Genomic DNA, 21,249 nt, shown 5'->3' on the forward strand with positions numbered 1-21,249 from the left:
GAGCGGTGCGACCAGCTGCGCAAGGTCGCGGAATGGCGCCCCGAGCGATTGCTGCCCTGCGGGATCGCGGCTCGGGAGCCCGGGCAAGAGCGGTGAGCGACCAGCTGCGCAAGGTCGCCCATTGGCGCCCCGAGAGATTGCTGCCCTGCGGGATCGCGGCTCGGGAGCCCGGGCAAGAGCGGTGAGCGACCAGCTGCGCAAGGTCGCGTATGGCGCCCCGAGCGATTGCTGCCCTGCGGGATCGCGGCTCGGGAGCCAGGGCAAGAGCGGTGAGCGACCAGCTGCGCAAGGTCGCCCAAAGATCGAAAAGAGCTTTATAGACTAATCCATGAAAGGATTGACCATCACATGCAAAAAGTAGATGTCAGAGAAAAGGCGCGGGCAAGAGATGTCCGCATATTAAAGAAATGGAGCGACGAAAATACGTTCCGCAAGTCCATGGAGAACCGTGAGGGACGTCCAAACTATGTATTCTATGAAGGTCCGCCAACAGCAAACGGTGCGCCGCATATCGGACACGTGCTGGGACGGGTAATCAAGGATTTCATCGGTCGTTACCAGACAATGAAAGGTTACCGCGTGGTACGTAAAGCAGGCTGGGATACACACGGTCTGCCAGTAGAACTAGGCGTACAAAAGAAGCTTGGCATCTCCGGTAAACAAGAGATCGAGGAATATGGCGTAGAAAAATTCATCCAGGAATGTAAAGACAGCGTCTTTGGTTATGAGAAGCAATGGCGTGAATTTACAGAAGCGATTGGATACTGGACAGATCTAGATAATCCTTACGTAACCTTGGATAACACCTATATCGAAAGTGTATGGAACATCTTGGCTACAGTGCATGAGAACGGGTTGCTTTACCGCGGACACCGTGTTAGCCCGTATTGCCCGAGCTGCCAGACTACACTAAGCTCGCATGAAGTTGCTCAAGGCTACAAAACCGTTAAGGATCTCAGTGCAACCGCGAAGTTCAAGCTGGATGACAGCGGAGACTACGTATTGGCTTGGACGACAACACCTTGGACCTTGCCAGCCCATATGGCGCTAGCTATGAACCCGGACATGGATTATGTACGTGTGCAACAAGAAGATGGTGTGTACATCGTTGCTAAAAACTTGGTCGAAGAAGTAATGAAAGGCGAGCACACAGTCCTTTCTACACATAAAGGTTCCGAGTTTATCGGTAAAACTTACGCACCTCCATTCGGATATATTAAGGCAGAGAAAAGCAATGTTATCGTAGGCGCTTCTTTCGTTACAGATTCCAGTGGTACAGGGATCGTACACATGGCACCAGCACATGGTGAAGATGACTACAAGACTTGCCGTGAGAATGGCATCAGCTTCGTAAATGTGGTTGATAATTCCGGTAAGTATACGGATGTAGTCTCTGATTTTGCGGGACGTTTTGTTAAGGATTGCGATCTGGATATCATTAAGGTTTTGTCTGAAAAAGGATTGCTTTACAGTAAAGAGAAATACGAGCACAGCTATCCGTTCTGCTGGCGTTGTGATACACCACTTTTGTATTACGCAACAGACAGCTGGTTCATCAACACTACAGCGATCAAAGATCAGCTGATTGCTAACAACAACAGTGTAACTTGGTACCCTGAGCATGTACGAGAAGGCCGTTTCGGGAAGTTCTTGGATGAACTGGTTGACTGGAATATCAGCCGTAACCGTTATTGGGGTACACCCCTCAATGTCTGGGTATGTCAAGAGACGGGTAAAGAGTTTGCTCCACACAGCATTGAAGAGCTAAGAGCGATGGCGATTGGTGATGTTCCTGAAGATATCGAACTGCATAAACCTTTCGTGGATAAGATCAAGCTGCGCAGTCCGTTTAGCGAAGGTGCAGAGATGGTTCGTACATCGGAAGTGATCGACGTATGGTTCGATAGTGGCTCGATGCCTTTTGCACAAAGCCATTATCCGTTTGAGAACGAGGATAAGCTGAATGATCAGTATCCGGCAGATATGATCTGTGAAGGGATCGACCAGACCCGTGGATGGTTCTATAGCTTGCTTGCAGTATCCACCTTGTTCAAGGGTAAAGCACCTTATAAAGCGGTAATTGCTACAGGCCATATCCTCGATGAGAATGGTCAAAAAATGTCCAAATCCAAGGGCAATGTTATTGATCCTTGGGAAATCATGAATGAGTATGGTACGGATGCTTTCCGTTGGGCTATTTTGTCCGACAGTGCACCGTGGAATAATAAACGTTTCTCGCGTGGTCTTGTAGGTGAGACGAAATCTAAAGTAGTGGATACGCTGGTAAATACACATGCCTTCTTGACGCTGTATGCGGGCATTGATGGTTACGATCCAGCCGATCATCCTTTTAAAGTATCAAAACATAAGCTGGACCGCTGGATTCTGTCCCGTCTGAACAGCTTGATTCTTTTGGTGGATAAAGGACTTGCGGTAAATGACTTCGTGAATACATCTAGAGCTATTGAGAACTTTGTGGATGAGCTGAGTAACTGGTATATCCGTCGTTCCCGTGACCGTTTCTGGGGGAGTGGCCTAGGTGAAGATAAACTGGATGCTTACCGTACGTTGACTCATGTGCTTTTGGCGACAGCAACTTTGATGGCTCCATTTACACCGATGTTGTCCGAAGATATCTTCACGAACCTTGGCGGCGGAGAAAGTGTGCATTTGGCAGACTACCCGGTTGCTGACGAGAACTTGATCGATAAAGAGCTGGAAGAGGATATGGAAAGTGCAAGACAGATCGTTGAGTTGGCGCGTAACGTACGTAACGAAACAGGCATTAAGAATCGTCAACCGCTGTCCGAGCTGATCGTTTCGATGAACCGTGACTTCCATTTGGCTGAGTATGAAGAGATCATCAAAGATGAGATCAACATCAAGAACATCGTGCTGGAGAACAGTGACAGCGGATTTGTTGATTTCACACTCAAGCTGAATCTTAAGGTAGCCGGTAAAAAATACGGTAAAAATGTAGGCTTCCTGCAAGGCTTCCTGAAAGGTCTCGACAGTGATTCTACCCGCAAAGCGGTACAGGACGGTAAAATTGCAATTGCGACACCTGAAGGTGAAGAGCTTGTAATCACTTCTGAAGAGCTGCTTGTTGAAAAACAAGCCAAAGCAGGTTTCGCCGCAGCTTCCGGATATGGAGTTACGGTTGCGCTCAATACCGAAATCACGCCTGAGCTTGAACAAGAAGGCTGGGTTCGTGAGATCATTCGTGCGGTTCAAGATTACCGTAAACGTCTGGATCTGCCGATCGAGAAACGGATCGCACTCACTTTGAAGTTAGATGATGAGCTAAAAGCAGCTGTTACAGCATTTGACAATGTATTGCGAGACAATGTTCTTGTGACTACGGTTGATTTTGATGGAGAACATGCTTTTGAGACGGTAGAAGTCGGTGATAAATCCATCGGTATCCATATCGAAGCATAATTCTGCATTACCTGTCCCAAAACAGCATATACTAGCGGCATAAGTGTAAACGGAGATCTTCCGTTTATGCGGGAAATATAGTCTTTATATTTCGGCGCAAAACTAACGAGTCCCGAGCTTAAGGAGATGAATTCTCTTTGGCCGGGCTCGTTTACTTTGTAGCGAAGGAAAGACATATGAGAGGAGCCGTAGCTGTGGAGGGAAATAAGAGGAGAATCTCCATTAAGACATCCGGCAATAAGAATAACCCAGACAAGGAAAAGGAGAATAAGGCTTTTCCTGAAGTTAATCCTGAGTATCTAACAGCAGATCCGCGTAATCCCGAGGATATTCCGCTGGAAGAAAAAATGAATACGATGTACCGTTTGACCTTTGAGTGGGCTCATATTTTGGAAAAATCCCGAATTTATCAATATACGGATCTGCTATATTCACCTTGGCGGTTGATTTGGAGAAATATTTTATTTGGAGCAGCTCGGGGAGTTGGGATTGCACTGGGTTTTACTTTTTTTGCGGCAACGATTATTTATATCCTTCAGGGACTAGGCGCCCTCAATCTACCGATCATTGGTGATTATATTGCGGATATTGTGCGGATCGTACAACGTCAGCTAGAATTCAAATAGCCATCGAAACGTTAAGATTAAAAACAGCGAACCATTCCTCAAAACTGGAACAGTACGCTGTTTAAATATTTTTGTGTAGGGGACATCTGTGTTTAGTCTTCGTCGAGAGGATCTAGGCTATGGGTTGCCTCGTCACTGTCCAAATAACGCTGGTAGCTCCGTCCAGGCACTACAATTAGATTGTTGCCCGTGATATCAGTGGCGATAAAGTTCTCCCAAGGCTCTACGCAGCCTTCCAGCTCATCGGCTTCAATCTCCATATCATTATAAGAATCAATATTGTTGCCCTCCGCCATGGCGGGAGAATTCGAGGTACCCCAGCTTTCAACAATCTGCCAGGCATCCTCACCGTCAAAACCGTTTTGATCGTCGCGTTCATCCAGACTGGTTCGTCCAAAAGGTGGAGATAACAGCTCCTCTTCTACTGGTCGAGTGAAAGGTGCGTTTTGCCGCGGGTTGTGCTCTTTACAATAAAGTGTGGAAGGGATGGCAGATAAACGTTCAAAAGGGATCGGCTCACCACTAGCCTTGCATATCCCATAGGTGCCATTATCCATAGCGGATAAAGCAGCTTCAATATCGTCCAGCTCATGCTCGTCCCGCTCTAACAGTGAAATGTCCATGGAGCGATTATACAAATCGGTGGCTGCATCTCCTGGATGGTTGTCATTCTCGGAAAGTTCACCGGAGCCATCCCGCATGGATTCATCTAAGCCGTAATGTTCATTATTCTGAAGCCTGTGCTGAATCGTATCCCGATCTTTTTCCAATCGTGCGCGTAGCTCTGAGAGCTGCTGTACTGTCAGGTGCGTCATAATGAGAAAGCTCCTTTCTGTACCTTTTATAAGAATCATTCCGACTTGCCGGATAACACCGGATGGTTCTTCTGTTAGGTTGACCGGAGAGCAGGGATTTTAGCGCTGGAAAATAGTCCCCAAGATTGAACTTAGCGGATGTCCCGCAATAGACGATTCTTTAAGGGCTGTGCTACAATATACAAGTCTTTAAACAGTATTCGTACCGCATTTAGCGGGAAAAATAAGAACGGAGTGACAACTTCTGTGGTGTACTATTTGATTGCTCTTATTGTATTTTTGGTGGATCAAGGGACAAAGTATCTCATTGCTACACGTCTGGAGATCGGAGAACAGATTTCTGTTATCGGAGATTTTTTCCTGATTACCTCTCATCGCAATCGCGGGGCTGCTTTTGGGATTCTCGAAGGTCAGCAATGGTTCTTCTTTCTAGTTACGGTTGTAGTGGTTAGTGGTATCGTTTGGTATTTGAACAAGACTAGACACTCGCGGAAGCTGTTATCTGTTGCCCTAGGGCTTGTACTGGGTGGAGCTATCGGTAACTTCCTGGACCGGATAATCAATGGTGAGGTTGTTGATTTCCTTCTGTTCAATTTTGGGAGCTATAGCTTCCCGATTTTTAACGTGGCGGATTCTTGTATTGTCATTGGGGTTGGATTGATTCTTCTGGATTCTTTTCGTGACCTTAAGAACGGCGAAGATATTACAGAAATAAAAGAAGTTAAAGAAGCAAAGGAAGTAAGAGAAGGGAATGAATGATTTGAATAAAGACGTCAATCACCAAGCGGCATCTACGAGCGAAGAAGAGAGGGACGTCACGGAATGGACCGTTTCGGCAGAGAACGCGCGGGAGCGAATCGATAAATATATTACGGAATCATGGGAAGAAGAAATTTCCCGTTCTCAGGTGCAGCTGTGGATCAGCGGCGGTAACGTTGCGGTTAATGGCAAGCCAGTGAAAGCCAACTATAAGCTATCAGAAGGCGACGTGGTTAGTGTTGTTGTCCCTGAAGCAGAAGTAACGGATTTGATCGCGGAGAACATTCCTCTTGAGGTTGTATATGAAGACAGCGATGTCATTGTGATTAATAAACCCCGGGGCATGGTTGTGCATCCAGCTGCGGGACATCCGTCAGGCACCTTGGTAAATGCGCTGATGTATCACTGTAAGGATCTGTCCGGCATTAACGGTGAGATTCGTCCAGGTATTGTCCATCGGATCGATAAGGATACCTCTGGTCTTATCATGGTGGCTAAGAATGATGCCAGTCATGCCTCACTTGCCGCACAGCTTAAAGAGCATAGTGTTACGCGCCGATATATTGCAGTCGTACACGGCAACTTGTCGCATGATAAGGGCACTGTTGACGCACCGATTGGCAGAGATCCACATGATCGCAAGCTATACACAGTAACCGAAAAGAACAGCAAAAAATCCGTGACCCATTTTACAGTAATGGAACGTTTCGGAGATTGTACACTGCTGGAGCTGCAGCTGGAGACTGGCCGCACGCATCAAATCAGGGTACATATGAAGTTCATTGGCCATCCACTTGTAGGTGATCCGATATATGGACGCAGCAAGGGCACTACGATGAATGGACAAGCGTTGCATGCGGCGGTGCTTGGATTTATCCATCCTACCACAGGTGAATATAAAGAATTCAGCAGACCTATTCCAGAGGATATGGAAGAAGTGCTGTTCACACTACGCAGCAGATAAGTACAAATGAAGTGATAATTAGTCTATGGTATTGAACACTACTTTACGGCATATTTAAAAACATAAGGATAAAGAAAGGGTAATGCCTTATTCTTTATCCTTATTTTTATAATGAAACGGATATCCGGAAACATACGCCATCCAAGGGACGGCGAAGCCGTTTCTTTTAAAAGTAGAATAGATATTCAGGAGATGAGATGACAGTATGAGTATTGAACAATACCAAGATAGCTTCATTCAGACTAATTTTGCAGACCGCATCGGCGGTGCCAATTATGGCAAAGACACTTCGATTTATAAATTCGAGAAAATCAAACGTGCTAAAGCATCCGCAAAACAGGATTTTCCTAACATTGAACTAATTGATATGGGCGTAGGCGAGCCGGATGAGATGGCTGATGCGGGTATCGTAGCTAAGCTTGCTGAAGAAGCAGCGAAGGAAGAAAACCGCGGATATGCGGACAATGGAATTGCCGAATTCAAGACTGCTGCTGCTGAATATTTGCGGGAAGTTTTCCGGGTGGAAGGAATTGATCCAGACACGGAGGTAGTTCACTCCATCGGATCGAAGCCTGCGCTGGCTATGTTGCCATCTTGTTTCATCAATCCAGGTGATATCACGATTATGACCGTGCCGGGTTATCCAGTCTTGGGTACACATACTAAATATTTGGGTGGACAAGTATTTACAGTGGAGCTGAAGAAGGAGAACAAATTCCTTCCAGATCTGAATGAAATTCCGGAAGACATTGCTCGTAAAGCTAAGCTTCTTTATCTAAACTATCCAAACAATCCAACGGGCGCTAGTGCCACTCCTGAGTTTTTTGCTGAGGTCGTTGCATGGGCGAAAAAATACGATGTAGTGGTTATCCATGACGCACCTTATGCTGCCTTGACCTATGACGGTTTGAAGCCACTTAGCTTCCTCTCCGTTCCAGGTGCAAAGGATGTGGGTGTAGAGCTGCATTCTCTTTCTAAGTCTTACAATATGACGGGCTGGAGAATTGGTTTTGTGGCTGGTAATCCGCTAGTGGTTAAAGCCTTCAGCGATGTGAAGGATAACAACGATTCCGGCCAATTTATCGCGATTCAAAAAGCAGCGGCTTATGGTCTTGCTCATCCGGAGATTACTGAAGCGATTGCAGATAAATACTCCCGTCGTCACAACCTGCTGGTTGATGCACTGAACAGCCTCGGCTTTAAAGCTGAGAAGCCAAAAGGCTCCTTCTTCCTGTATGTCGCTGCACCTAAGGGAATCAAAGACGGCCGTCGCTTTGAATCCGGTGAAGATTTCTCCCAATTCCTCATTCGTGAGAAGCTGATCTCCACTGTGCCTTGGGATGATGCAGGTCCGTTTGTTCGTTTCTCCGTTACCTTTATTGCTAAAGGTGAAGAGGAAGAGAGACGTGTCATCTCTGAAATTCAAAGACGTCTTAGCGATGTGGAATTTGAGTTTTAAGCATTGTTATTGAAATTAATGAGGCTGTCCCAAAAGTAGTGAATTCTACTTGGGGGCAGCTTCTTTTTTATGGAATAGGAAATGTTGTAGATGTTACTGTGCCCTATGACTATATGCCACGTGTTGTGTATTGTAGTGCATTTTAGTGTAGTGTTCTGTTATTCGGGTGGGTGGTGGTTGACTGCAATATTTGATTTTCGTACAGCTTGCAGTAGATGATTTGTGGTAGCTGTGACGGTGGAATTTGTGCAGTGGACTTTCTGCGGTGGGCTTGTGTGGTGAGCGATATGCGTTCTGTGTTTGTGCGAAGTAAAGAGTGGGTTATAAACTAATTAGGGAAAAACTCCCTGAAATTAGCCGATATTCGCTCTAAATGTACGAAATCAGGGAAAAGTTCCCTAATAATCAGCGGGTTTTCTATATTATTTACTGAACTGGCCAATAATTAGGGAAGTTTTCCCTAATAACAAGTCTGATGAACAGAAATCACTGAATTTCAGGGAGAAATTCCTTAATTACTATATAAGTACCTCACCGATTGCATCATTTTCAGCATTACTAGGTGCGCCTTTTGAATCATTTGGACATTAAGTAGTGTTAAGAACATAAACGAGGCTGTCCAAAAAGCGATGAAAGGCTATTTGGGACCAGCATCGTTTTTTATGCAGATATACTGAGTACCGCTTCCCCCTTGTTGTTAATAGAAGTAAGGAAGAGAAGTGCAAAAGTTTAGGCAGAGAAAGTTGACATGAGGGGGTTGTTCTGTCATAATTCTTGTTAAATGAATAGCGCCTTTAATTCAGTCCTGTGAGGCTGGCAAGGTAACGTGAATCGAGGTTCGCGACTCTTAGAAAGGTATCCGTGTGTAAATACGGAACTGTCTTTTTATGCGCGCGGCCGTCATCTTCCTCATCTGCGGATTTCACTCCTTGCCTGTTATAGGCAAGGAGTTTTTTGATTTCCGGGAACTTGAATAGGCGAACAAGCTGGAGGGTGACAAGATTATGGTTACTGAGAAAAATGTCATTATGGATGAAACGGCGATCCGCCGGGCCTTATCGCGTATTGCTCATGAGATTTTGGAGAAGAACAAAGGTATCGAGAATTGTCTGCTGGTCGGCATTCGGACACGAGGTGTGTATCTGGCACAGCGTATCGCTGAGCGCATCAAGGAGATTGAAGGCGTCGAGATTCCATACGGTGAGCTGGATATCACACATTACCGGGATGACCGTGAAGTGGAAGGCAGTGAAGCAGTAGTGAAGAGTAACGTCGTTATTACTTCAGGAAGTGCTGGCATCCATGATCAGAAAGTCATTTTGTTCGATGATGTACTTTACACCGGACGCACCATCCGCGCGGCGATGGACGCTTTGATGGATTGCGGACGCCCACGAATGATTCAACTGGCAGTACTGGCTGACCGCGGACACCGCGAGCTGCCGATCCGGCCGGACTACATCGGTAAGAATGTACCTACCTCAAAGCACGAGCAGATTGAAGTGGCGCTGAAGGAATACGACGGCAAAGATGAGGTCTACATTATTTCAAACCGGGAGGAACGATAACATCATGACACTTACCAAGGTAAAGGAACGTAGTCTGCTGGGAATCAAAGAGCTTGACCGGTCGGAAATTATCCAACTGCTTGACAGAACAGCATTTTGGGACAATCAAAGTGAAAAGCTAACGCCCATCTTGAACTCCCATTTTATTTCTAACATGTTTTTTGAGAACAGCACACGCACACGCTTCTCTTTCGAGATGGCAGAGAAACGACTAGGTGCACAAGTACTTAATTTTACGGCTGCAGCTTCTAGTGTAGAAAAAGGGGAGTCGATCTACGATACAGTGCGCACACTGGAATCGATGGGGATCGATGCCGGAGTTGTGCGTTTGAAGCCTGCAGGTGTGCTGCAGCAGTTAGCTGAGAAGGTGTCCATACCGCTTATCAATGCGGGCGACGGCAACAATGAACATCCTACGCAGGCGCTGCTTGATTTATACACCATGACCAAAACCTTTGGGGAACTAAAGGGTCTGACAGTCTCCATCATTGGGGACATTATGCATAGCCGCGTAGCGCGTTCTAATCTCTGGGGGCTTACGAAAATGGGGGCCAAGGTGCAGTTCTGCGCACCGGATAATATGAAGGCTCCTGAGCTTATGGAGTATGCGCCTTACGTAACTATGGAAGAAGCTCTTAAAGCGGATGTAGTAATGATGCTTCGAGTACAGCTTGAGCGCCATACTTCCGGCATTAAGCTGTCTGCCGAAGATTACCGTAGCCACTATGGTCTAACAGAAGAGCGGGCAGCTAAGCTGGCCAAAGACACAATCATTATGCATCCAGCTCCGGTTAACCGGAATCTAGAGATTGATGATGCAGTAGTTGAGTGCAGTCAATCGCGGATTTTCCCGCAAATGTCTAATGGCGTACCGGTCCGGATGGCGGTTCTCGAAAGAGCTTTACTATAAGCTTACAGAATGCTAACGTATAGAGACTAATAAATATACACAAAGATGAATTTTTATTATATAATAACGAGAGGGCCCGCAGCTGTGATCTGAGGGTAAAGGTAGAATCATGACAGTGATTATTAGAAACGCCAGCGTATTGAATAAGGAAGGCTTGCTTGAGCGCAAACACATCGAACTTCAGGAGGGTGTGATCTCGGCTATAATCGACGGAAATGAAGCTATCGGAGAAGCCACGGAGATCATTGATGCTGAAGGTAAGCTGCTCATTCCGGGACTCATTGATATGCATGTGCACTTGCGTGAACCGGGATTTGAACACAAGGAAACAGTGGAAACCGGAAGTCGCTCAGCTGCTAAAGGCGGATTTACAACCATTGCATGTATGCCAAATACTCGTCCGGTGACAGATAGCCCGGAGATCGTGCAATTTGTGAAAGACAAGGCGCGTGAAGCAGGACTAGTTAAAGTGCTTCCTTATGCAGCCATTACGAAAAATGAGCTCGGACGTGAGTTGACGGATTTTGCGGCGCTCAAAGAAGCTGGAGCTATTGGATATACAGACGACGGTGTGGGCGTACAAAGTGCTCAAATGATGAAAGATGCAATGAACATCGCAGCATCGCTCGATATGCCAGTCATTGCCCACTGCGAAGATAATTCGCTGGTTGAAGGCTGCTGTGTAGCTGAAGGTGAGTTCGCTAAGAAGCATGGCCTCAAAGGAATTCCGAATGAGTCAGAAGCGATCCATGTTGGACGCGATATTTTGCTGGCAGAAGCGACAGGCGTTCATTACCATGTATGCCATGTCAGTACTGAACAGTCGGTGCGGCTGATTCGCCAAGCAAAAGAGATCGGCATTAAAGTAACTGCTGAGGTATGTCCGCATCACTTGCTTCTTGCTGAAGACGATATTCCAGGCCTGGATGCCAATTGGAAAATGAACCCGCCGCTGCGCTCCCGCCGCGATGTTGAGGCGTGTATCGAAGGGTTGCTTGATGGCACACTAGATATGATTGTTACAGATCATGCGCCACATAGTGAAGAAGAGAAGGCGAAGGGAATGCAGCTGGCACCTTTTGGTATCGTTGGATTCGAGACAGCTTTCCCACTCTTATACACAGCGTTTGTAGAAACCGGAAAATGGGATTTATCCTTACTAGTACAAAGAATGACTGCCGATCCTGCACGGGTATTCAGATTGAACACCGGGGTTATGGAGATCGGAGCTCCTGCAGATTTGACACTGATCGATCTGGAGCAGGAAAAAGAAGTAGATCCAAGTTCCTTCGCAAGCAAAGGACGTAACACTCCTTTTGGCGGCTGGAAGCTTAAGGGTTGGCCAGTAAAAACTTGGGTGGACGGCAAAGCCGTATGGACTGAGAAAAACTAGCGGACTGGTGAGGCGAAATTGCTGATCTTTACAGATCAGCAATTTGAACGCGTACACTCCGGAAGGCATGCAAGGCATACGTATTAGACTACAGAACATGAAGGAGTGGAAGGGAATGCAGGCGAGATTGCTGCTTCAAGACGGAACTTTATTTACAGGTACCGCATTTGGCGCTGAAGGTGAAAAGACAGGCGAGGTTGTTTTTAACACAGGAATTACAGGATATCAAGAGGTGCTGTCTGACCCTTCATATTGCGGACAAATCGTTACCATGACGTACCCATTGATCGGGAACTACGGGATTACGCGGGATGATTTCGAATCTGTTCGACCTTTCGTACACGGTTTTGTAGTGCGTCGTCATGAAGAAGTTCCAAGTAACTGGCGCGCAGAATACAGTGTGGACGACCTGCTGAAAGAATATGATATTCCTGGAATCAGCGAGATTGATACCCGGATGTTGACGCGGATTATTCGCCACTACGGAACAATGAAGGCGATCCTGACTACCTCTAACAAACGTGTAGAGGAATTGATGGAAATGATGGGCGACACTTCAATTGAAGAATTGCGCAATCAGGTAGCTCGCACATCTACTCCAAGCATGTACAATAGCCCAGGAACTAAAGAGCGCATCGTGCTTGTAGATTACGGTGCGAAGGCTGGTATCTTGCGCGAGTTGAACAATCGCGGTTGTGACGTTGTAGTTGTACCTCATGACGTAACCGCTGATGAGATTCGTCGCCTCAATCCAGATGGTATCCAGCTGTCTAACGGCCCTGGGGACCCGAAAGACGTCCCACACGCAGTGAAGACGATCTCGGAATTGCTTGGTGAATACCCAATCTTCGGCATCTGCTTAGGTCACCAGCTGTTTGCACTGGCTTGTGGCGCGGATACAGAGAAGCTGAAATTCGGGCACCGTGGCGGTAACCATCCGGTTAAAGAATTGGAGAGCGGACGTTGCTTCATTACTTCTCAGAACCATGGCTACACAGTGAATGAAGATTCTGTGAAGAGCACGGATCTAGAAGTTACTCACATTAATAATAATGATAAGACCGTTGAAGGACTTAAACATACCCGTTACCCTGCATTTTCAGTACAGTACCATCCAGAAGCAGCACCGGGACCTCATGACAGCAGCTATTTATTCGATCGTTTCTTACAGATGATCGCTGATCATAAAGCTAACACACCTGTAAGCTCGCGCCAGGCGCAGCTTGCGGCAAACGCCAGAATCACGGCGCCAAAACCTACAGTAAAACAGCTTGAAGCCGTGAAAGGAGCTCTATAACATGCCTAAGAATGAAAAGCTTAAAAAAATATTAGTAATTGGTTCTGGACCGATTGTTATCGGGCAAGCCGCAGAATTTGACTACGCCGGAACTCAGGCCTGTCAGGCCCTGAAAGAAGAAGGCGTGGAAGTTGTGCTGATCAACAGTAACCCAGCGACTATCATGACTGACACCAATATGGCTGATAAAGTTTATATCGAGCCGATTACCCTTGAATTCGTAACTGGCATCATCCGCCAGGAGCGCCCAGATGGCTTGTTGCCAACTTTGGGAGGACAGACAGGTCTTAATATGGCTGTAGAATTGGCTCGTGCAGGAGTACTAGAACAAGAGAATGTTAAGCTTCTAGGTACCCAGCTTGAATCCATTGAAAAAGCAGAGGATCGCGATTTGTTCCGCGATTTGATGCGCGAATTGGAACAGCCTGTACCAGAGAGCACTATTATTACCACAGTAGATGAAGCGATGAAATTCGCTGAGGAAATTGGTTTCCCACTGATTGTACGCCCAGCCTATACGCTTGGCGGCACCGGCGGCGGGATCTGCGACAACGAAGAAGAGCTGCTTGAGACTGTCAAAGCAGGTATTCGTTATAGTCCAATTGGACAATGTTTGGTGGAGAAAAGTATTGCCGGCATGAAGGAAGTTGAATACGAGGTTATGCGTGATGCGAATGACAACTGTATCGTTGTCTGCAACATGGAGAACTTTGACCCGGTAGGTGTGCATACGGGTGACAGTATCGTTGTGGCACCTAGCCAAACGTTATCCGACCGTGAATATCAAATGCTGCGCAGCGCTTCACTCAAAATCATTCGTGCGCTGAATATCGAGGGTGGCTGCAACGTGCAGTTCGCACTGGATCCGCAAAGCTATCAATATTATGTAATAGAAGTAAATCCACGTGTCAGCCGCTCTTCGGCTTTGGCTTCGAAAGCAACCGGTTATCCGATTGCCAAAATGGCTGCCAAAATCGCACTTGGTTACACACTCGATGAAATCGTCAATCCAGTTACTGGACAGACCTATGCTTGCTTCGAGCCTACACTTGACTATATCGTAAGCAAAATCCCACGCTGGCCGTTCGACAAGTTCATTCATGCGAACCGTAAGCTGGGCACACAAATGAAAGCAACTGGAGAAGTTATGGCCATCGGTCGTACCTTCGAAGAGTCCATTCATAAAGCAATTCGTTCCCTGGAAATCGGTGTACACCGTTTCCGCCTGCCGGGCGCTGAGGATCTGGAAGAAAGCGTCCTGCGTGAACGTCTGGCAAAACCAGATGATGAGCGGTTGTTCTTGATCGCTGAAGCTTTCCGCCGCGGATTTGGCTTGCAAGAGATTCAAGACATTACTAACGTAGACTGGTGGTTCCTGTCCAAAATCGAGGGACTGATCAACTTTGAAGAGGTCATCCGTGGGGATGAAAGCTTATCAGAAGAAACCTTATATCAAGCTAAACGCAGAGGTTTTACAGACCGTGCGATTGCTGAGATACGTGCAGAAGGACAAGCGAACGGTAAATACACTAAAGAAGCTGATGTACGCGCGCTTCGTTTAGAGCGAGGATTAACGCCTGTATTCAAAATGGTAGATACCTGTGCAGCTGAGTTCGAAGCTTCTACACCTTACTACTACTCTACTTATGAGACTGAAAATGAGGTCATTCATTCCGATAAACAAAAGGTTATCGTGCTTGGATCGGGTCCAATCCGGATCGGCCAAGGGATTGAGTTCGATTACTCCACTGTGCATGCAGTGTGGGCGATTCAGAAGGCAGGTTATGAAGCGGTTATTATCAATAATAACCCTGAAACTGTATCTACCGACTTTAATACTTCGGACCGGTTGTATTTTGAACCCTTGTTCTTTGAAGATGTAATGAACGTAATTGCGCAAGAGAATCCGATTGGGGTTATCGTACAGTTCGGAGGCCAAACAGCCATTAACCTTGCTGCACCACTAAGTGCGGCTGGCGTTAAGATTCTCGGAACTAGCCTAGACAGTATTGACGAAGCTGAAGACCGGAAGAAATTCGAAGCTTTGTTGGCTCGTCTGGATATTGCCCAACCAAAAGGAAAGACGGTTATCAACGTAGATCAAGCAGTAGAAACTGCACAATCGCTTGGATATCCGGTGCTGGTACGTCCTTCCTATGTACTGGGTGGACGCGCAATGGAAATTGTATATAATGATGCGGAATTGCTTAGCTACATGGTAGAAGCGGTTAAGGTAAATCCGGAGCATCCGGTATTGATTGACCGTTACATGTTAGGTAAAGAGGTTGAGGTAGACGCAATTTGTGACGGTGAGACGGTAGTTATTCCAGGGATCATGGAGCATGTTGAGCGTGCAGGCGTTCACTCCGGTGACTCCATCGCTGTATATCCTCCGCAATATCTGGATGAAGGTCTGAAAGCAAAAATTGCTGAGATCACAATCAAGATTGCTAAGGAATTGAAAACGATTGGTCTGGTCAACATCCAGTTCGTTATCTATCAGAATGAAGTGTACGTAATTGAAGTAAATCCACGTTCATCGCGTACGGTTCCATTCTTGAGTAAAGTAACTGGAATTCCAATGGCGCATCTGGCAACCAAAATCATTCTCGGCGGCAAGCTGAAAGATGACGGTTATACAGAAGGTCTATGGCCGGAAAGTGATTATGTATCGGTTAAAGTGCCGGTGTTCTCTTTTGCCAAGCTGCGTAGAGTAGAACCAACGCTCGGACCTGAAATGAAATCGACGGGTGAGGTTATGGGCCGCGATAAATTGTATGCAAAAGCTTTGTATAAAGGTCTAATCGGAGCAGGAATGAAAATTCCAGCAACCGGCGCTATCATCGTTACAGTGGCAGATAAAGATAAAGCAGAAGCTGTAGAGCTTATGAAAGGCTTCCACTCGCTGGGTTACAAGATCATTGCTACCGGAGGCACCGCTCAAGCGCTTGAAGAAGCAGGTCTCAACGTAATGAACGTAAACAAGCTGGATGAAGGTGCGCCGAACATTCTCGACTTGATTCGTGGTGGGCAAGCCAACTTCGTCTTTAATACACTGACTAAAGGGAAAACACCAGAGCGTGATGGATTCCGTATCCGTCGTGAAGCGGTTGAGAATGGCGTCGTATGTATGACATCACTCGATACAGTAACGGCACTGCTCAGAATGCTGCAGACGATCAACTTCTCGTCACAGTCCATGCCTGCTTTTGTCGGTCAATTAAACTAATCTCATAAAGATGTATAGGGCGGTTTGCGTTTACGCAGACCGTTCCGCTATGCCTAGGGGCTAATAAATGAAGAGTGTGGATTTAAGTCTGCACTGGATGGGAGAACGGTTATGGGACAGGGAGATGCGAAGTGGAATGAAATGGCGAATCGCTTGATGATCGCCTTAGATTACCCTGATGTTGCTGGGGCAAGAACCTTGATTGACAAGCTTGAAGGGATTCCTTGTTATATGAAAGTGGGAATGCAGCTTTTTTATGCAGCGGGACCGGAATTCATTAATGAACTGAAATCTCGGGGGTATTCTGTATTTGCAGATGTCAAAATGCATGATATTCCTAACACGGTAAAAGGCGGGGCAGAAAGCCTTACGAACCTCGGTGTGGATATGTTTAACGTACATGCCGCAGGAGGCTCAGCGATGATGGCTGCTGCCCGGGAAGGCGCTGCTTCAGTAGTTAATGCGAATGCTGCGCTTAAAATGCCTTTGATTATCGCAGTTACACAGCTGACCAGCACGAGCCAAGAAGTGATGAATAACGAAATTGGAATCGCAGGAGACGTAGCAGATACTGTAGTCAGATACGCTAAGCTGGCAGCCGCTGCAGGTCTGGATGGAGTAGTGGCTTCACCGCAAGAGTCTTCAGCGATCGCAGAGGCTTGTGGGCCCGCATTTTGTACAGTTACACCTGGTATCCGGCCAGCAGGTGCATCCCTAGGTGACCAGTCCCGGGTGATGACGCCGGGCAAAGCGATTCAGCAAGGCAGCCACTTTCTGGTGGTGGGCCGTCCTGTTACAACTGCGGCTGATCCACGTCAAGCAGCACTAAATATTATTGAGGAGATGACCTTAGCATGAGTACATTAAATAGAAGTGAACAAGTAGCAAGTTATCTGCTTACGATAGGAGCAGTGGCACTGCGTCCGCAGGAGCCTTTTACCTGGACCTCTGGTATTAAATCCCCGATCTATTGCGATAACCGCCTGACTATGGCTTACCCAGAGGTACGTAACTATATTGCTGATGCCTTCGCTGAGCTTATTAAAAGCCAGTATCCAGACACAGAGGTGATCGCAGGTACAGCAACCGCAGGCATTCCTCACGCAGCTTGGGTAGCTGATAAACTTAATCTGCCAATGGCTTATATCCGCGATAAAGCTAAAGGTCACGGCAAGCAGAACCAGATCGAAGGACTGATTAAGCCGGGGCAAAAGGTAGTCGTTATCGAAGACCTGATCTCCACTGGCGGAAGCTCCATCAAAGCAGCTCAAGCTGTGCAAGAAGCAGGCGCAGAAGCGTTGGCTGTATTGGCAATCTTCAGCTACGAGCTGGACCGTGCGGTGGAGGCTTTTGCCGCAGCTGAAATGCCATTACGAAGCTTATCCAACTATAGCACATTGATTGATGTGGCTCTTACACAAGGCAAGATCGCAGCTACAGATGTGGAACTGCTGAAATCTTGGAGAAAAGATCCTTCCGCATTTGGCGTTTAAACTAAATATCTGATTATAGTTTGGACGGGCCTCTCACATTTTGGTGGGAGGCTTTTCTTTTTAACTACACTGAGTGTAATAAAAAGGAAAGCTTAAAGCACACTCTGCTGTATAGGTGCATGAAGTACGTTGTTATTTATTGCAGAAAGATGCAATGATCCAGCCGCGGCAGGTGTAAACTCTGGCGCTCTGGAATACTATACTCTGCCCCGGTGATTCCATCGCGTTGTCGTCTCAAACGCCGAATAGTTGCAGTTTGTGCACTTAAACTAACCTTCCTTAGAGGATCTGGTGATATAGTTGCATTTTGTGCAATTATATCACCCAGATATCCGCCGAAAGCACCTAATCACGTTTTTTAACTGCACATAGTGCAATTAAAAGGAGAAGCACAACACACTCAGCTGTAATAGTTGCACAAAGTGCAATTATCCTGTCGCAGAAGGGGCGATTTGTGCCGGTCACATGAAATGTAGCAGGTTAGTCAGTAGGTTAGTTAGTATGGAAGGAAAATGCTGTATTGGTAAAAGGAAAAGTAGAGTGGAGAGTAGGGTTTTGGTGTCTGCATTCACATTTCACATCTACATTTACATTTATATTCACGTTCTGACACTTGGCTGACCTGCGCTCTGTCGTTCTGGTATATTGCGTTCTGACACTCTGGATTCTGATACTCTGCTGCTCTGCGCTCTGAACGCTCTGACACTCTGGAATACTATACTCTGCTCCGGTGATTTCATCGCGCTGTCGTCTCAAACGCCGAATAGTTGCAGTTTGTGCACTTAAACTAACCTTCCTTAGAGGATCTGGCGATATAGTTGCACTTTGTGCAATTACATCCACCAGATAACCGCCGAAAGCACCTAATAACGTTTTTTAACTGCACATAGTGCAATTAAAAGGAGAAGCACAACACACTCCGCTTTAATAGTTGCACAAAGTGCAATTATCCTGCGTAGAAGGGGCGATTTGTGCCGGTCACAGGAAAGGTGCGGGTTAGTTAGTAGGTTAGTTAGTAGGGAAGACGAATGCTGTATTGGTAAAAGGAAACGTAGAGTGGAGAGTAGAGTTTTGGTGTTTGGATTTACATTTACATTTACATATACATTTACATATACATTCACGTTGTGATACTTGGCTGACCTGCGCTCTGTCGCTCTGGTATATTGCGCTCTGACACTCGGGATTCTGAAACTCTGCTGCTATGCTGCTATGCGCTGTCGCTCTATGCTCTGGCACTCTGCTACTCTGCTGCTATGCGCTGTCGCTCTATGCTCTGGCACTCTGCTACTCTGCTGCTATGCGCTGTCGCTCTATGCTCTGGCACTTTGCTACTCTGCTGCTATGCGCTGTCGCTCTACGCTCTGAACGCTCTGACACCCGGGGATGCTATCGCAATGTCGTCTCAAACGCCGAATAGTTGCAGTTTGTGCACTTAAACTAACCTTCCTTAGAGGATCTGGCGATATAGTTGCACTTTGTGCAATTAAATCAGCCAGAAATCCGCTGAAAGCACCTAATAACGTTTTTTAACTGCACATAGTGCAATTAAAAGGAGAAGCACAACACACTCAGCTGTAATAGTTGCACAAAGTGCAATTATCCTGCCGCAGAAAGGCATTTTAGTATCCTCAGGAAACTCCCGGAACGTTTTTTATAGAAATAATATGAAGAAATCGTAGCATAACTTTAAACAGCCTGTAACTTCCCCTCCTGAATAAAGCTATATACTGTTACTAGAATTATGGGTAATTATTCATAAGGTGGATGGATTGAGTATTTTATGGGAGGGTTCAAGAATGAATCATATAAATAATAATAGAAGGCTATGGCGGCGCTGGTTAAGCTTTGGAATATGTGCAGCACTCCTATTGCCTTTAATTTCTGAAAGCAGGCACACAGCTTGGGCGGAGGCTTCTAAGCCATCTACAGAACAGCGCGTGTTACGTATTGGCAGCCTCTGGTCTGGAGAGGACGATTCTTCTTTTCGTCAGCAGTTTACAGATATGTATGAATTGCAGCATCCTGAAATCAAACTTGAGATTATTCCAGCCATCAATATGAATGAGCTTCGTTTTGACAGCACCTATCCAGAGGTTAACCCAGATAATCTGGAGAATATCCGAGCAATTATGGGCGGTGCAGAGCCAGTTGATGTAATCGTCGGTGATAGTACATTGGTGAAGAGTTTGGTGGAACATAATCTGGTGCAACCGCTGGAGCCGCTTATCGCACGAGATCAATATGATTTAAGCAATATGGCGCCTACGATGCTAAGTGGAGTTCGTGAGCTGGGTGGAGGAAGTCTTTACGCGTTAGCGCCGACTTTTATGTCGAGTGCGTTATATTTTAACAAAGGTATTTTTGATGCTGCTGGTGTAGGTTATCCGACAGATGGAATGACTTGGGATGAAGTGTTCGCGCTGGCCGAAAAGGTGACCAAGAAATCGACAAATAAAGATAAGCGTATATATGGCTTTTCGATGAACCGTTATATGAGCGATCCTTTCTGGGATATGCAGACCTATGTCTCACCGCTGGAGCTTGCTATGTATGACAACAAGGGACATAAGATGGAGGTAAACCAAACACAGTGGAGTCAAGCTTGGACGACCTACAGCCAATTGGTGAAAAAGCAAATTACACCTGGGTTAAACGGTATGGATTTTATAGAAACAGAACGGAGTACCTATAGTCCTGTCCAAGGGGATCTCTTCCTTACCGGAAAAGCTGCAATGGTAATTGGAGAATACGATTATCTTAATGAGCTTACAGGTGTGAGCCGCAATGCAGCAAAGATCAAAAATTATAATCCTGTCGATTGGGGTTTCGTTACCGTACCTACTTTTAAGGAGAAACCAGGAGTGGCTGTAGGTACTTGGGTAGGTAATATGATGGCTATCAACACTATAGCTGCTAATAAGGAAGATGCGTGGGATTTGATCAAATTCGTCAACAGTAATGAAGTAGCCAAAATTAAAGCCCATACCCGCGGGGAACTAACTTCCCGTAAGGATTACATTACCACGAAAGTACCTTCAGTAAATCTGGAGTCCTTCTATACGCTTAAACCATTACCAGCCAATGATCCTTTGATGAACGTCCTACAAACACAGAAGCCTGGAATTAGCCGTATTAACGATGTTGGGCGTCAACTGTTCACAGAAGTTTATCAGGGCAAGAGAACGGTCGAGAGTGCACTTAAAGCTTGGGAGAAGCAAGGGAATACGATGCTGGGTACGCTCGAAAAAGATCCCACATATTATTTTGACTCCATAGGGGATTGAGTTTTGGA

14 protein-coding genes are annotated in these 21,249 nt (G+C 46.3%); 13 read left to right on the top strand and 1 reads right to left on the bottom strand.

Going from position 1 to position 21,249, the window contains the following annotated elements:
• The first annotated feature begins 348 nt into the window (after window positions 1-348).
• Both ileS and MHH63_RS04745 read left to right on the top strand, forming a co-directional pair.
• Complete coding sequence (ileS, locus tag MHH63_RS04740; RefSeq protein ID WP_340394474.1) at window positions 349-3,441, top strand: isoleucine--tRNA ligase; 3,093 nt, start codon at window positions 349-351, stop codon at window positions 3,439-3,441.
• A gap of 335 nt (window positions 3,442-3,776) precedes the next feature.
• Window positions 3,777-4,067 carry a DUF5665 domain-containing protein gene (locus MHH63_RS04745; protein WP_282579970.1) on the top strand — a complete coding sequence of 97 codons (291 nt, stop codon included), beginning with the start codon at window positions 3,777-3,779 and terminating at the stop codon, window positions 4,065-4,067.
• Window positions 4,068-4,159: 92 nt separating this feature from the next.
• On the opposite strand, the gene MHH63_RS04750 is transcribed toward MHH63_RS04745, so the two are convergent.
• Window positions 4,160-4,882 (bottom strand): TraR/DksA C4-type zinc finger protein, encoded by a 723-nt coding sequence (locus MHH63_RS04750; RefSeq protein ID WP_076098553.1) that lies wholly within the window; start codon window positions 4,880-4,882, stop codon window positions 4,160-4,162.
• Window positions 4,883-5,128: 246 nt separating this feature from the next.
• Between MHH63_RS04750 and lspA the strand changes: the two genes are divergently transcribed.
• The 11 genes from lspA to MHH63_RS04805 all read left to right on the top strand — a co-directional run bounded on the left by lspA (window position 5,129) and on the right by MHH63_RS04805 (window position 21,241).
• A complete protein-coding gene (lspA, locus tag MHH63_RS04755; RefSeq protein ID WP_340395704.1) occupies window positions 5,129-5,641 on the top strand; it encodes a signal peptidase II in 513 nt (170 codons plus the stop codon).
• Window positions 5,634-6,605: an RluA family pseudouridine synthase gene (locus MHH63_RS04760; protein WP_340394473.1), complete on the top strand. Its 972-nt coding sequence runs from the start codon at window positions 5,634-5,636 to the stop codon at window positions 6,603-6,605. The genes lspA and MHH63_RS04760 overlap by 8 nt, the downstream gene beginning before the upstream one ends.
• A gap of 205 nt (window positions 6,606-6,810) precedes the next feature.
• Window positions 6,811-8,064, top strand: coding sequence for an LL-diaminopimelate aminotransferase (locus tag MHH63_RS04765; protein ID WP_076098555.1), 1,254 nt, complete (start codon window positions 6,811-6,813; stop codon window positions 8,062-8,064).
• Between the two features lie 1,004 nt (window positions 8,065-9,068).
• The gene (pyrR, locus tag MHH63_RS04770) at window positions 9,069-9,632 is read left to right on the top strand and encodes a bifunctional pyr operon transcriptional regulator/uracil phosphoribosyltransferase PyrR (protein WP_036683379.1); all 564 of its coding nucleotides are present in this window, start codon (window positions 9,069-9,071) and stop codon (window positions 9,630-9,632) included.
• A gap of 4 nt (window positions 9,633-9,636) precedes the next feature.
• On the top strand, window positions 9,637-10,542 hold the full coding sequence (locus MHH63_RS04775) for an aspartate carbamoyltransferase catalytic subunit (protein ID WP_036683376.1): 906 nt from the start codon (window positions 9,637-9,639) through the stop codon (window positions 10,540-10,542).
• A 109-nt stretch (window positions 10,543-10,651) separates the two neighbouring features.
• Window positions 10,652-11,935 (top strand): dihydroorotase, encoded by a 1,284-nt coding sequence (locus MHH63_RS04780; RefSeq protein WP_076128828.1) that lies wholly within the window; start codon window positions 10,652-10,654, stop codon window positions 11,933-11,935.
• Between the two features lie 115 nt (window positions 11,936-12,050).
• Entirely contained in the window at window positions 12,051-13,232 is a 1,182-nt protein-coding gene (gene carA / locus MHH63_RS04785) for a glutamine-hydrolyzing carbamoyl-phosphate synthase small subunit (protein WP_051491286.1), read from the top strand.
• Between the two features lies 1 nt (window position 13,233).
• On the top strand, window positions 13,234-16,461 hold the full coding sequence (gene carB, locus MHH63_RS04790) for a carbamoyl-phosphate synthase large subunit (RefSeq protein WP_076185242.1): 3,228 nt from the start codon (window positions 13,234-13,236) through the stop codon (window positions 16,459-16,461).
• Between the two features lie 111 nt (window positions 16,462-16,572).
• On the top strand, window positions 16,573-17,319 hold the full coding sequence (gene pyrF / locus MHH63_RS04795; protein ID WP_076146022.1) for an orotidine-5'-phosphate decarboxylase: 747 nt from the start codon (window positions 16,573-16,575) through the stop codon (window positions 17,317-17,319).
• The gene (gene pyrE, locus MHH63_RS04800) at window positions 17,316-17,954 is read left to right on the top strand and encodes an orotate phosphoribosyltransferase (RefSeq protein WP_340394472.1); all 639 of its coding nucleotides are present in this window, start codon (window positions 17,316-17,318) and stop codon (window positions 17,952-17,954) included. Before pyrF ends, pyrE begins: the two co-directional genes overlap by 4 nt.
• 1,799 nt (window positions 17,955-19,753) lie before the next feature.
• Window positions 19,754-21,241, top strand: coding sequence for an ABC transporter substrate-binding protein (locus MHH63_RS04805; RefSeq protein WP_341171260.1), 1,488 nt, complete (start codon window positions 19,754-19,756; stop codon window positions 21,239-21,241).
• Window positions 21,242-21,249 lie beyond the last annotated feature (8 nt).

The organism is Paenibacillus sp. FSL H3-0310, assembly GCF_038002785.1.
Classification (GTDB): Bacteria; Bacillota; Bacilli; order Paenibacillales; family Paenibacillaceae; genus Paenibacillus_AQ; species Paenibacillus_AQ odorifer.